Origin of the sequence: Herpetosiphon llansteffanensis (assembly GCF_003205875.1) — a bacterium.
Lineage (GTDB): Bacteria > Chloroflexota > Chloroflexia > Chloroflexales > Herpetosiphonaceae > Herpetosiphon > Herpetosiphon llansteffanensis.
The window spans coordinates 1-12,952 of sequence record NZ_PUBZ01000119.1 but is presented as its reverse complement, the minus strand read 5'-3'; the positions used below and the strand labels follow the sequence as shown (position 1 = coordinate 12,952).

Sequence of the window (12,952 nt, the reverse complement as noted above, 5' to 3'; positions counted from 1 at the left end):
TCATGACGAACGTTGTGCGTTCACAATGCCCCTATTGCGGCGTTGGCTGTGGCATCGAATTAACCGTCAACGCTGGCAAGGTTGTGCGCGTCACTGGCGATAGCGCCCACCCCGCCAATCAAGGCAAGCTCTGCATCAAAGGGGCAACAATTGAGCAAATGCTCACGCCTGAATCACGCCTTACCCATGCCCAACTGCGCAGCGATCGCCATGCAGCGTTGCAATCGGTTGGGCTGGAGCAAGCTCTCGATCACGCTGCCCAGCGGCTGAATGCAATTCGCGCAGAGCATGGCAACGAGGCAATTGGCTTTTATCTTTCGGGCCAACTCACCAACGAAACCAGCTATTTGGTGACCAAGCTGTGCAAAGGCTTGCTGGGAACCAACACCATGGATGCAAACTCGCGACTGTGTATGGCCAGCGCCGTGGCTGCCTACACCCGCACCTTAGGCACCGATGGCCCGCCCTGTAGCTATAGCGACATCGAACAAGCAGATTGCTTCTTGATTGTTGGCTCGAACACCGCCGAATGCCATCCGATTGTCTATCGCCGCATCGAGCAGCAAGTGCGCAAACATGGCGCAAAATTGATTGTGGTTGATCCCCGCCGCACTCAAACCTCGCGTTATGCCAGCTTACACTTGGCCGCAGCGCCCGGCAGCGACACCGCCTTACTCAATGGTTTATTACATATTTTGATTCGCGATGGCGCAGTTGATTATGCATTTATTGCCCAACATACCACTGGTTGGAGCGAAATTGCTGCCGCCGTCGCCGCGTGGACTCCAGCCCAAACCGCATTGGCAACTGGATTAACCGTTGATGAAATTGAAGCTGCTGGCGCAATCTTGGTTGCGAGCCAACGCACCTTGAGCATGTGGAGCATGGGTGTCAATCAAAGCCGCAATGGGGTTGCCAAAGCCACCGCGATCATCAACATGCACTTAGCAACAGGCCGGATTGGCAAGCCAGGCTGTGGCCCGTTCTCGTTGACTGGTCAGCCAAATGCCATGGGTGGCCGCGAAGTTGGCTATTTGGCGCATCAATTGCCTGGTTATCGCCGCGTTGATGTGGCTGAGCATCGCACGGCAATCGAGCAAGCATGGGGCATTCCACTTGGCAGCATCAGCGCCACGCCCGGCCCCGATGCCCAAACCATGTTCAGCCAATTGGCCGAAGGCAAGCTCAAAGCAATTTGGATTATTGGCACGAATCCGTTGCACTCGATGCCCAACAACAGCACAATTCGCGCTGCACTTGAAAAAGCTGAATTGGTGATTGTGCAGGACGTGTATAATACAAGCTCATGTTTGGCCTACGCTGATATTGCCTTGCCTGCTGCCCAATGGGCCGAAAGCCTTGGCACATTCACCGCCTCAGATCGCCATATTACCTTGTTGAATCCAGCCTATCCAGCACCTGGCGAGGCCATGCCCGATTGGTGGCTGGTGCAGGCAGTGGCCCAACGCATGGGCTTTGCGCTTAATTTTGCCAATGCAGAAGCGATTTGGGATGAATATCGCAATTTGACCGCTGGCCGCTATCCGCTTGATGTGAGCGGCGTGAGCTACGAACGGCTGCGCAACGGCCCAATTCAATGGCCATGCCCCGCCGAAGATCATGCTGGCACGGTGCGTTTGTATAGCGATGGTCGCTTTGCAACCGCCAATGGTCGCGCCAATTTCCATGTAACGGTACCGGTCGAGCCAGCAGAAGTGCCAAGCTACGAATTTCCATTTTGGCTCACGACTGGCAGGGTGTTGGAGCAATGGCATACCCGCACTCGCACCGCCAACGTGGCCAAACTCAATCAGCGCCATAATGGCAGCTTTATCGAAATTCACCCAGACGATGCCAACACGCTCGGCGTAAGTGCCGGCGAGAAAATCGCGGTCATTGGGCGGCGTGGTAGTTGTACATCGGTGGTGCAAATTAATCCAGCAATCATGCCAGGCTGCTTGTTTATGCCAATTCACTGGGACGATGGCAACCCCAACGTGCTGAGCATCAATGCCGCCGACCCAATCAGCAAGCAACCAGAACTCAAGGCATGTGCGGTTCAATTACGGCCAATTGTCGAAGGTATCAACATCAAATTTGGCGAAGCCGCCACAGTTCCAGCAATGGCCGCTGGCAAACGGAGCAGCCAATGAGTAGCCTAAACGGTCAACGAGTTGCAATTCTCGAAGCGCGCCGCGCCTCAGAATTAGCCAATTTGCTCAGTCGCCATGGTGCGACACCCATTCATGCCCCAGCCTTGCGCGAGGTCAGCGTCGATGCAGCTCCAGTTGCTCAAGCAGTCTTGCAGCAGCTTGAAGCAGGCCAAATCGAGCTGTTGATTTTGTTGACTGGGGTTGGCACGCAGCAATTAATTGATGGCGCTGCTAATTTGGGGCTTGAGCAAGCCATGCTGGCTGCATTGGCCAAAACAACGCTCGTTTGCCGTGGTCCCAAACCAACCGCCGTCTTACGCCGCTATGAATTGCGCCCCAGCATCAGCGCCGCATCGCCCTATACAATCAACGATTTGATCAGCAGCCTTGATCAGGTTGATTTGGCTGAACGTGGCGTTGGTTTGTTGCACTACGGCGAGCGCGATCGCAAATTAGCCGATTATTGCATGGAACGAGGGGCCGTGCTCCACGAACATAGCGTCTACGAATGGCAATTGCCAGCAGACCTCAGCCCACTGTATGCGCTGATCGAGCAAGCGATTGCTGGCCAGATCGATATTTTTACCTTTACCAGCCAAATTCAGGTGCGCCATTTGTTGCTGGTTGCCGAGCAACAAGGCCAAGCCCAAGCATTAATTGCCGCACTGCAACAAGCAATCGTCGCCGCCGTTGGCCCATCGTGCGCCCAAGCCCTCATCAACGTTGGCATTCACGCTGTGATTATGCCTGAGCAACCGTTTATGGGTCAGATGGTGCAACGCATTCTCAATCACATAACCAGCAAGCGCCCAACCCTCTAAGTATTCTTGCCAACAACGCAGCTCAACTCCCTGCAACGAATGCAGTTTCCACCACTGATGGTGTGATACCGAACCTGTTCGCTTCGCGATAGCTCCTGCAACGCCACGCAGTCGCACCAATGTTGGTGAATCGTGCTACCGATGATTGATTATGTCACATTAATCATCGCGATCTCCCAAGCGTTCGATGTGTGTGCCACAGGTTTCACGGAGGAGCTTCCAATGTCCAAAATCAGCCGTCGCGATTTTCTCAAAACTGCCGCAACCTTTGGCGCAGCCATCGCCACGCCCAGCCTCTTGACCGCCTGCGGTGGCGAAACAGCCAGCGAAACAGGCGAGCGCCCAATCAAAATTGGCTTTATTCCGCTGACCGATTGCGCTTCAGTCGTAATGGCCCACACCTTGGGCTATTACAAAAAATATGGCGTGAATGTTGAGGTCGTCAAAGAAGCTTCGTGGGCCAATGTACGCGATAAGCTGTTGACTGGCGACCTTGATGCAGCTCATTGTTTGTTTGGCATGCCCTTCTCGGTCTACACGGGCGTGGGCGGCAAGGCCGAAAGCGAACTCAAAATAGCCATGGTGCTGAACCAAAATGGCCAAGGGATTACCCTCAGCAGCGCATTGGCCAAAGATGTTGGCTATGGCGACCCGAGCAAACTTAAAGCGCTCATTAGCCAACGCCCCGCTGATAAGCCCGCCACGTTTGCCGCAACTTTCCCCGGCGGAACCCACGATCTTTGGCTGCGCTACTGGCTCGCCGCTGCTGATGTTGATCAAAATAATGTCAAAATCATCACCATTCCACCCCCGCAAATGGTCGCCAATATGCGCATCGGCGAGATGGATGGCTTCTGCGTTGGCGAGCCATGGAACGGCGTGGCGGTCAAAGAAGGCATTGGCGAAACGGTGTTGGCAACCCAAGATTTGTGGGCGGGACACCCAGAAAAAGCCTTGGTCGTCAACCCAGCCTTTGCCGAAAAACGCCGCGCTGAGCTGAAAAACGTTATGAAGGCGATTCTTGAGGCTTCGCAATGGCTCGACGATTTCAACAACCGTGCTGAAGCAGCCAAGGTCATCGGCGGCCAAGCCTATGTCAATGCTCCAGCAGATGTGATCGAAGCCCGTTTGAAGGGCCAATACAACTTGGGTGCAACCCTCGGCGAACGCACATTCGAGCCAAGCAAAAGCATGGTTTTTCACCAAGCTGGCGCGGTCAACGAGCCACAACGCAGCCATGCGATTTGGTTTATGGCGCAATACGTGCGCTTTGGGCTTGTGCCAAGTGCCCCCGACTACAACACCATTGCCGACAAGCTCATTTTGCGCGATCTCTACGCTGAAGTCGCCAAAGAAATGAGCTTAACTGTGGCGAGCGACGATTTACAGCCATTCACCGTCACGCTTGATCAACGCAGCTTCGACCCCAAAAGCCCATCCTAGCCCGCAGGCCATCACGACACACCTGCGCGACTGAAGAATCACGGCTTCAGTCGCCAACACACCTGCCACTTGCTTGCCAACCACACAAGGAGCATCTTTATGGCCCAGATGATCGACGTTATTCCACGACGTGAGCATTCAGCTCTGACCAGCATGCGCTATTGGCTCAAAATAATCTGGCAAACGCTTAGCCCAATCGTTATCGGCATGCTCATTTTGATAGGCTTATGGCAAGTTGCAGCATGGATTTCTGCTGGCGCGTTGCCAACACCGTTCGCTACTGCCAGCACCTTGGGCGAGCTATTGAGCGACCCGTTCTATGATAACGGCCCGAACGACAAAGGCATTGGCATTCAGCTCTTGGCTTCGTTGGGACGGGTGTTTACTGGCTGGGGAATTGGCATCGCGATTGCGATTCCGCTTGGCATGCTTCTTGGTAGTAGTGCTCCGCTGCGGAAAATGCTCGCCCCAGTGATTGAAATTTTGCGGCCTGTCTCGCCGCTGGCCTGGTATCCATTAGGTTTAGCGGTGCTTCACAATGCACCCAAAGCAGTGGTTTTTGCAATTGTCATTACCTCGCTCTGGCCAACCTTGGTCAATACCACCATGGGCGTGCAAAACATTCCCGCCGATCTCAAAGCTGTTTCCAAAGTGTTTCGATTTAGCCGCTGGCGCTATGTCAGCAAAGTGCTATTACCCGCAGCGTTTCCAGCAATCTTGACGGGCATGCGGCTTTCGATGGGCATTGCTTGGATGGTGATTGTTGCAGGTGAAATGTTGGCTGGCGGCACGGGCTTAGGCTTCTTTGTGTGGGATTCGTGGAATGCGCTCTCGTTGGAACGGGTAATGAGTGCAATTTTGATCATTGGCATCACAGGTTTGTGCCTCGATCGCTTATTTAGTTTGCTTGGCCAACGCATGGCTGCATGGCAAGAAGGAGGTCACTAATGGCTCCACGGTTGTTAGCGCGTACGACGGTCAATAGTGCAATCTTGCCAATGGAGGCCGCTCCATTGCTCGAAATCAGCGGCGTGGGCAAGAATTATCCCAGCGGCCAAAGCCAGATCAACATCTTGCGCGATATTGAGCTAACCATTCACTCGGGCGAGTTTATTAGCTTTATTGGTCATTCTGGCTGTGGCAAAAGCAGCTTGCTGAATATGATTGCAGGCCTGACCAGCATTAGCACAGGCACGATGGTTTTCGATGGCAAGCCAATTGAAGCACCAAGCCCTGAACGCGCAATGGTCTTTCAGCATTATTCGCTGTTGCCATGGCTCTCGGTCTATCAAAATGTCTATGAAGCTGTCGATTCGGTGCAAACTGACCTGAGCAAAGCCGAGCGTAAAGCCTTGACCGATGCAGTGCTGGAGCGGGTTGGCCTGAGCAACCATGTCCACAAAAAGCCAATGCAACTTTCCGGCGGCATGCGCCAACGGGTGGCGATTGCCCGCGCTTTTGCGGTGCATCCACGGATGCTCTTGCTCGATGAGCCATTTGGTGCGCTCGATGCCCTCACACGGGGCAGCTTGCAAGAAGAATTATTAGACCTCTGGAGCGGCGATGCCCGCACCGAAACCGTAGTGATGGTGACCCACGATATTGATGAAGCGATTTACCTCAGCGATCGGATTGTGGTTTTCAGCGATGGGCCAAGTGCAACAATCAAAGAAGTGATTACCGTGGATTTACCACGCCCACGTGATAAACAAAGCCTTATGACAAGTCAAACCTGGAATAACCTACGCACCCACCTGCTGCTCTCATTGCACTGCTAAACCAACAATCAGTACACAGAGTTGTGTCTCGTGGGCTGTCTCGATGTTGCGACAGCCTTTTGTATTTAACCAGTAAATTATGGTATAAATACAGACAATTGTTAGGAAATAAGGAGTAGTGAGATGCGATTAAGTCAACGCCAATGGCAGGTAATTGACTGTGTTGCCCAAGGCCAAACCAATAGCCAAATTGCCGTAAGCCTCTGTATCAGCGTCGCCACGGTTGAAAAACACCTCACAATAATTTTTAAACGCTTAGCCATCAACAATCGTACCAGCTTGGCGCAATGGTATTGGGGCCAGCAACAACTTGTACCACACGAACCTAGGTAAGTGCTTAAAAAAGAGTAGGGTTTCCCAGCATTGTCGTGCATCCTCAAGCATGCTACTCTATTACTAGAAGAGCGCTCTTCATCCTCATCGTTGCTTCATCACTCCCAATTAATCGATTTTAATCTGCATCCACAAGCATAGATATTTCTATGAGGAAGGATCGATTATGCGACAGCAGCGCCGATTTGCGTGGCATAAAACGCTGGCAGCATGTGCCTTGGCGTTAGGGCTGAGCTTGGGCAGCATCAGTTTTGCCTTGGCCGAAGGTAGTTGGAGTTCAAGCTGTACTGGGTGTCGGGTTGGCTTTGAATCACGCCGCTGGACTGATAACAATAATGATGCAAGCGACACCATTATTGGATTTAGCCAATGTCGCGATAGCAATAATGGTAATGACCCGAACGATTCAATTACGGTTGAATTAAAACGTGATATTTCATTCTCGCCCGATGCAAGTTATGGCCAACATGTCGTAGGCTGCTGGAATGCAGGCTCGGCGAACTTTGGGCGTATGGCCACCGCAGGCAATTACTACTGGACGATTCGGGCGATTACTGGCATTACGAATAATGCAGTTTCGGTCAATACCAATCCAGTCAATGTGAGTTACTAATCTTTTTTGGGAGCGCTGTTGGTATCGCAGCAACAGCGCTCGATCGATGATAACCAATGCAATTTGAGAATTTGAGTTTTGGCTATCGCGGCAAGCCAGCAATTTTCAAGCAATTTTCATGGGCTGTGCCAGCTGGGCGGACGGTATTGCTCGGGCCAAATGGCACTGGCAAATCGACTTTGCTCAATTTGGCGGCAGGAGTACTCAAGCCCAAGGCAGGCACAATTCAAGCCAATGCCAAACGTGATGTTGGCTGGATGCCGCAAAACGTGTTAGCAATCAATCGCCTAACCGTTCACGAGCAAGTAGCCTATGCTGGTTGGCTGAAAGGGCTGAGCCAAGCAGCCGCATGGGAACAAGCCCAAGTAGCTTTAGCAGCAGTCGATCTGACAGAACGCGCTGATGATCTGAGCAAAAATCTGTCTGGTGGCCAACTACGGCGGGTCGGTTTAGCCCAAACAATTATTCACCAGCCAAGCATTATTTTGCTCGATGAGCCAACCGTTGGCCTAGACCCGACCCAACGCCAACGCTTTCGCACAATTTTAGCCAGCCTGCCAAATAATCACACCATGCTGGTTTCAACCCATCAAGTCGATGATTTAGCCGAGCTATTCGATACGGTTGTTGTGCTTTATCAAGGCCAAATTCGCTTCCAAGGCAGCATCGAAGAATTTTTGGCCCATGCGCCAAACGCAAGCCCCCGCCCAGCAGAAGCAGCCTATGCCTATTTTATTGGAGGCGATCACTAATGCTGCGTTGGTTTCGCTGGCCCAGCTTTTGGCTTTGGCCGCTTATGCTTTGTCTTAGTTTGCTGCATCCGATCAATTGGCAAGCGGTCAATGATGCCTATCGGCTTGAAGCAACGGTGCGTGGCATGCGCATGCTGATGATCATCGCCCCAATTTGTGCTGCCTGGGCGGCATGGGAAGCAGCACGGTTGCGCAAAGCAAAATGGTGGCACAGCGCGCATGCCCGTCCGCCATGGGCAATTGTGCTCAATGCGACTGGGCCAATTTGGTGGTTTGGGGCCAGCTGCCTCGTAATCAATGCCATCGTTCAGTTGGTACTCGTTGATTTAGCGCCGATTCCAACGCCGTTGGTGCTGCTCACTGGCCTTGCAACTTTAGCAATGCACATTGGGATTGGCTTTAGTTTCGGTTTATGGCTGCCAGCAATCAGTGCTGTGGCTGGCGTTTTGCTGCTTGATTATCTGTGGATGGTGTTTCCCAATAGTCTGAGTACGCCGTGGATTCGCCATTTAACTGGCTATAGCATTGGCTGCTGTGCAACCGAATATACGCTTGCGCCAGCATTTTTGCAGGCGCAATGGCTGCTCGTTGTCAGTGGGTTGCTTGCATGTTGGCTCGTTTGGCAAGGGTTTGATGCAGTTTGGCGCGTTGGCTTAGCGTTGCTGATTGGGCTAAGTGGGATTGGGCTAGCAGCGCAACGAGTGCAAAGCTTGGATTATGATCCGATTGCCGAGCGCAATCCAAGCGCCTTGATCTGTAGCAATGCAGCAATTCAACTGTGTGTGTGGCCTGAGCATGCCCAACGCTTGCCCGCGCTGCAAGAGCTGGCGAACGAAACCAAACAAGGCTGGCAGCAAGTAAATATAGGGTTTCCCACTGTTTGGAGCGAATCGCCATTGCAACCAGAAAGCAGCTATTTTGTCGTTCGCAAGCAATCGAGCGATTTGGATATTGTGCGCAATTTTGCCTATGCCATGCTGCCTGCAACCCCAACCTGTAGCCAACAACAGCCTTATCCCGCCTATGCAGTTCAGGCGCTCAGCCTCTGGTGGTTATTACGACAAGCTGGAGTACCGCAAGCAGTGGCCCAAAGCCAATTAAGTGCCAGCGATTTTCAACTGCTCCAACAGCTTGAGCAGCAGCCACGTGAGCAACAATTGGCATGGTTTGAATACAATCGCCAAGCCTTAGCTGGCTGCGATTTAGCTCCCCGTTTTGAGGCCTAAGCATGCACATTTGGCTTAAACTCCGGCGCTGGCAATTGTGTATTGGCGCGAGCCTTGGTTTATTGCTGCTTGCAAGCATTGGGCGTGGCTTCCAATTACCATTACCAAGTTTTTTAGGCGGCGATTTAATTGCTAGCCCGTTGGGATTAATCCTGCCTGCGGCGTGGTGGCTCCTGCTTGCCCAAGTGTTGAGCCAAGGTGATCCATGGCTTGAACAAACGGCGCTACGACCAATTCGTGCTTTTGATGCAGGCTTGCTGAGCATGCTGAGCGGCCTGATTATGGGGCTGAGTTGGCTTTTGGCGAGCGTACTCAATCAACCATTGTTGCTCGCGATAGCGCGCAATTGCCTTGGTTTTATGGGCTTGGGGTTGCTTGCAGCGCGGCTCTTTGGCTGGCAAACAGCCGCACTTATGCCAATCGCATTGCATCTGCTAAGTGGCTTTTTTGGCCAACGCGCTGGCCAAATTCTGGTTTGGGCTTGGTCATTGCAGCCAAACCCCAATCTAGCGAGCTGGCTGCAAGCAGCAATCTTGTGGCTGGTTGGCATAGGCTGGAGCATAGTCCAACCAGCTCGCAACCCTGGTTAATCGTTTAAAGCATAGATAACATTGGTTTGGCGCTGACCTAAACTGCGTGGCACCAGCCGCAAAACGCGATTGCGCAGCTGTTGTTGCCATGCATGCGGCAAATGCACCAGTGAGCCAACCCGCCACGATGTATCAACAATTGCTTGGGCTTTGGGCATACGGCGTTTTTGATAATGCAAAAAGGCTAATTGTGGTTGATCATAGCGCGCAAGCATCTCGGCCAGCACCCAGGCATCTTCAATTGCTTGGCAACCGCCTTGACCAAGATTGGGCGTTGTCGCATGCGCTGCATCGCCAAGCAAGCCAATTCGCCCTTGATACCACGTTTTCAGATGGGCTAAATCGCTAATATCGGTGCGCAACAACGCCTCATCACGGGTTTGCGCAATCAGCGTTTTGGCGATTGCTGGCAAATCATGGCCTTGGGCAAGCAAGGTTTCGCGGGCAGCAGCTGGTGAATCATCACGCTGGCCTTGGGCTGCAAGGCTGGTCGCATACCAATAAACCAAATCCTGGCCAACTGGCGTGTAGCCAAAACGCAGCTGCTGGCCCCAAATTTCGGCGGCAATTGGCTGGCCCAATTCGCGATAATCGAGCTGCACCAAGGCACGATGCGAGGTTTGGCCCGAATAGCGCAGCGGATGCTGAGGAAAAATCTGCTCGCGCACCGCAGAACGCAAGCCATCTGCTCCAATCAAACAAGCAGTCTGAATCGTTGAGCCATCGGCAAATGCGGCCTGGACTGCCTCGGCTGTTTGGTGCAAGCCCACCAAGCGCTTGCCAAGCTGAACACAATTTGCTGGCAAGGCATCGAGCAAGGTTTGTTGCAACGCAGCGCGGCTAATCGTCACCAACTCTTGGCCAAAGCGCTCGCGCATTAATTTCAAATCAAAACCAGGCAATAAACTGCGTCCTTGCGCATCCACAATGCCAAATTCGCTGCCACCCAACGCACTAAGACACAGCCCACGCTGGCGTACAGCTTCGGTCAAGCCCCAGCGTTCGAGCAAATTCATGGCATTGGGAGCCAATAAAATGCCCGCGCCAACAGGCCGTAGCGCTGGCGCAGCCTCATAGATTTGCACTGGAATATGGCGTTGATGCAGGCCAATCGCCAAACATAAACCGCCAATTCCCCCGCCAATGATCGTTATCGGTTGCATTGCATCCTCGTTGAATTTAATTAATCTAAGCAAAACACACCTTATAGTATGTTCTAAGTCAAGGGTTAATTATTCAATAATTTATGTCAACTTGAAAATCGTTGTACAATACAAGCGCTAGCTGCAATGGGCTAGCCAGAGTTTATGAGGCCTGCGACTTATGCAATTAACCGGAATCCACCATCTTACGGCAGTCAGCGCCAATGTGCGTGAAAATTATCGTTTTTATACCCAAGTTTTAGGCATGCGCCTTGTCAAGCGTACCGTTAATCAAGATGATGTGAGTGCATATCACCTTTTTTATGCTGATGGCGCAGGCACACCTGGCAGCGACATTACCTTTTTTGATTGGCCAGTTGGGCCAGAGCAACGTGGGACGCATAGCGTTTGCAATACTGCCTTGCGGGTCACGGGCAAAGCCAGCCTTGAGTGGTGGGCTGAACGTTTGAGCCAACAAGGCGTTCAGCATAGCGGCGTGCTTGAGCGCGATGGTCGCTTGACCATTGATTTTGCTGATAACGAAGGCCAACGCCTAAGCCTGATTGATGATGCAGGCGCTGGCGATCCAAATACGCCATGGGATTCTAGCCCAGTACCAGCAGAGCACCAAATCCGTGGGCTTGGGCCAATTCGCATGAGCGTGCCAAAGCTTGAAGCTACCGATAATGTGCTAACCAAAGCGCTGAATATGCGCCAAGTGCGCCAATATAGCCTTAACGAAGGCAAGGAATATCCAGTTTATGTCTATGAAATGGGCAATGGCGGCGCAGATGCAGAATTGCATGTTTTGGTGCAGCCAGATTTAGCGCCCGCCCAACCAGGCGCTGGTGGCGTGCATCACGTGGCGTTTCGCACCCCCAACGAAGAAGAATATCATGGCTGGACGCGGCGTTTGCGCGAATTGAGCATTCGCACCAGCGGCGAAATTGATCGCTACTACTTCCGCAGCCTTTATTTTCGCGAGCCAAATGGCATTTTGTTTGAAATTGCCACCGATGGGCCGGGCTTTGCGGTTGATGAAGATCCAGCCACGTTGGGCGAATCGGTTGTATTGCCACCATTCCTTGAGCCACGGCGCGAAGCCATTGTTGCCAACCTCAAGCCCCTAACCTAAACAAGCCGAGCGCGCTTACTGCGATGGTAAGCGCGCTCGATTAAGTTGCCAAATTCGCCAAACAGATTAAAATAACACACCTGTTCGTTTAATTCTGTGAGGTGCAAATTCATGGCACGTCCACGCCGCAAACGCTACCAAGGCATTACCCCACCGCAACATTGCCCACCATCTGAGCTAAAAACCGTCGCTGAATTGAGATTGAGCGATAACGGCAACTATGCTCGATTGAGCATACAGCAGCTTAATTTCAGTCAACAACGAGCCAAAGATATTTTCATGGAACAATCGATTGTGCGCCAATGCCAATTTGATCAAGTGGTATTGCAGCAATCACAGCTTGTTGATAGTAGTTTTGAGCAATGCGACTTGAGCCATGCCAATTGGGAGAAAAGCCATCTTGAGCGCTTGGAATGGCATAATAGTCGATTAGGTGGCATGAAATTCGTCGAAGCCCAAGCTGAGCATATTGTTTTCAATATTTGCCAACTTGATTATAGTGTCTGGTGGTCGGCGCGGCTTGAGCATATCCATTTCGTCGATTGTCGCATGCTCGAAAGCAGCTTTGAAGCGGCGAAACTGAGTGATGTTTGCTTTCGCAATTGCGATCTGAGTCGAACCAATTTTCGCAATGCCACCCTGAGCAACGTTGATATTCGCGGCTCGCAGATTGCTGGCATGCAGATCGAGTCCAAGCAACTACAAGGCTTGATTATCGAGCCGCGCCAAGCGCTAGAAATTGCCCAATCGCTGGGCCTCACCATCCGCGAATTAGAAGCCGAGGAATTAGCTTAAACAATAAAAAACGCTCGCTGGATTTTCTCCAGCGAGCGTTCTTATGGAATGGTACGCATCCCCCTACGTTCCCACAGCGGGTGCTGCAGTAGCCTCGGTGTGTGTCGCGTTCACGGCCTGGTTCGGGATGGAGCAGCGTGGGGCACAACCACCTCGACACGTACCAAATTG

At 52.3% G+C, this 12,952-nt stretch carries 13 protein-coding genes; 12 read left to right on the top strand and 1 reads right to left on the bottom strand.

Annotation, left to right across the window (positions count from 1 at the left end; translation table 11 throughout):
- The first annotated feature begins 2 nt into the window (after positions 1-2).
- The 10 genes from C5S61_RS19075 (at position 3) to C5S61_RS19030 (ending at position 9,709) form a co-directional block, all read left to right on the top strand.
- Positions 3-2,153 carry a molybdopterin oxidoreductase family protein gene (locus C5S61_RS19075; RefSeq protein WP_164689639.1) on the top strand — a complete coding sequence of 717 codons (2,151 nt, stop codon included), beginning with the start codon at positions 3-5 and terminating at the stop codon, positions 2,151-2,153.
- The gene (locus tag C5S61_RS19070; RefSeq protein ID WP_164689638.1) at positions 2,150-2,974 is read left to right on the top strand and encodes a uroporphyrinogen-III synthase; all 825 of its coding nucleotides are present in this window, start codon (positions 2,150-2,152) and stop codon (positions 2,972-2,974) included. Before C5S61_RS19075 ends, C5S61_RS19070 begins: the two co-directional genes overlap by 4 nt.
- Positions 2,975-3,196: 222 nt before the next feature.
- Positions 3,197-4,417: a CmpA/NrtA family ABC transporter substrate-binding protein gene (locus tag C5S61_RS19065; protein WP_110517552.1), complete on the top strand. Its 1,221-nt coding sequence runs from the start codon at positions 3,197-3,199 to the stop codon at positions 4,415-4,417.
- Between the two features lie 99 nt (positions 4,418-4,516).
- Complete coding sequence (gene ntrB / locus C5S61_RS19060; RefSeq protein WP_110517550.1) at positions 4,517-5,365, top strand: nitrate ABC transporter permease; 849 nt, start codon at positions 4,517-4,519, stop codon at positions 5,363-5,365.
- Entirely contained in the window at positions 5,365-6,195 is an 831-nt protein-coding gene (locus tag C5S61_RS19055) for an ABC transporter ATP-binding protein (RefSeq protein WP_110517548.1), read from the top strand. The genes ntrB and C5S61_RS19055 overlap by 1 nt, the downstream gene beginning before the upstream one ends.
- 123 nt (positions 6,196-6,318) lie before the next feature.
- Positions 6,319-6,528 (top strand): response regulator transcription factor, encoded by a 210-nt coding sequence (locus tag C5S61_RS19050; RefSeq protein ID WP_110517546.1) that lies wholly within the window; start codon positions 6,319-6,321, stop codon positions 6,526-6,528.
- 166 nt (positions 6,529-6,694) lie between these two features.
- Positions 6,695-7,141: a hypothetical protein gene (locus C5S61_RS19045; protein WP_110517544.1), complete on the top strand. Its 447-nt coding sequence runs from the start codon at positions 6,695-6,697 to the stop codon at positions 7,139-7,141.
- A gap of 56 nt (positions 7,142-7,197) precedes the next feature.
- Entirely contained in the window at positions 7,198-7,893 is a 696-nt protein-coding gene (locus C5S61_RS19040) for an ABC transporter ATP-binding protein (protein WP_110517542.1), read from the top strand.
- Entirely contained in the window at positions 7,893-9,119 is a 1,227-nt protein-coding gene (locus C5S61_RS19035; RefSeq protein WP_110517540.1) for a DUF7224 domain-containing protein, read from the top strand. The genes C5S61_RS19040 and C5S61_RS19035 overlap by 1 nt, the downstream gene beginning before the upstream one ends.
- Before the next feature lie 2 nt (positions 9,120-9,121).
- On the top strand, positions 9,122-9,709 hold the full coding sequence (locus C5S61_RS19030) for a hypothetical protein (protein ID WP_110517538.1): 588 nt from the start codon (positions 9,122-9,124) through the stop codon (positions 9,707-9,709).
- Here the strand turns inward: C5S61_RS19030 and C5S61_RS19025 are convergent.
- Positions 9,706-10,872 (bottom strand): FAD-dependent monooxygenase, encoded by a 1,167-nt coding sequence (locus tag C5S61_RS19025; RefSeq protein ID WP_110517536.1) that lies wholly within the window; start codon positions 10,870-10,872, stop codon positions 9,706-9,708. The genes C5S61_RS19030 and C5S61_RS19025 overlap by 4 nt on opposite strands.
- 160 nt (positions 10,873-11,032) lie before the next feature.
- Between C5S61_RS19025 and C5S61_RS19020 the strand changes: the two genes are divergently transcribed.
- Positions 11,033-11,986, top strand: coding sequence for a ring-cleaving dioxygenase (locus C5S61_RS19020; protein WP_110517534.1), 954 nt, complete (start codon positions 11,033-11,035; stop codon positions 11,984-11,986).
- Positions 11,987-12,097: 111 nt separating this feature from the next.
- The gene (locus tag C5S61_RS19015; protein WP_110517532.1) at positions 12,098-12,781 is read left to right on the top strand and encodes a pentapeptide repeat-containing protein; all 684 of its coding nucleotides are present in this window, start codon (positions 12,098-12,100) and stop codon (positions 12,779-12,781) included.
- Positions 12,782-12,952 lie beyond the last annotated feature (171 nt).

Coding starts and splice junctions, on each gene's coding strand:
- C5S61_RS19075 (WP_164689639.1), top strand. CDS start 3: ATGACGAACGTTGTGCGTTCACAATGCCCCTATTGCGGCGTTGGCTGT.
- C5S61_RS19070 (WP_164689638.1), top strand. CDS start 2,150: ATGAGTAGCCTAAACGGTCAACGAGTTGCAATTCTCGAAGCGCGCCGC.
- C5S61_RS19065 (WP_110517552.1), top strand. CDS start 3,197: ATGTCCAAAATCAGCCGTCGCGATTTTCTCAAAACTGCCGCAACCTTT.
- ntrB (WP_110517550.1), top strand. CDS start 4,517: ATGGCCCAGATGATCGACGTTATTCCACGACGTGAGCATTCAGCTCTG.
- C5S61_RS19055 (WP_110517548.1), top strand. CDS start 5,365: ATGGCTCCACGGTTGTTAGCGCGTACGACGGTCAATAGTGCAATCTTG.
- C5S61_RS19050 (WP_110517546.1), top strand. CDS start 6,319: ATGCGATTAAGTCAACGCCAATGGCAGGTAATTGACTGTGTTGCCCAA.
- C5S61_RS19045 (WP_110517544.1), top strand. CDS start 6,695: ATGCGACAGCAGCGCCGATTTGCGTGGCATAAAACGCTGGCAGCATGT.
- C5S61_RS19040 (WP_110517542.1), top strand. CDS start 7,198: ATGCAATTTGAGAATTTGAGTTTTGGCTATCGCGGCAAGCCAGCAATT.
- C5S61_RS19035 (WP_110517540.1), top strand. CDS start 7,893: ATGCTGCGTTGGTTTCGCTGGCCCAGCTTTTGGCTTTGGCCGCTTATG.
- C5S61_RS19030 (WP_110517538.1), top strand. CDS start 9,122: ATGCACATTTGGCTTAAACTCCGGCGCTGGCAATTGTGTATTGGCGCG.
- C5S61_RS19025 (WP_110517536.1), bottom strand. CDS start 10,872: ATGCAACCGATAACGATCATTGGCGGGGGAATTGGCGGTTTATGTTTG.
- C5S61_RS19020 (WP_110517534.1), top strand. CDS start 11,033: ATGCAATTAACCGGAATCCACCATCTTACGGCAGTCAGCGCCAATGTG.
- C5S61_RS19015 (WP_110517532.1), top strand. CDS start 12,098: ATGGCACGTCCACGCCGCAAACGCTACCAAGGCATTACCCCACCGCAA.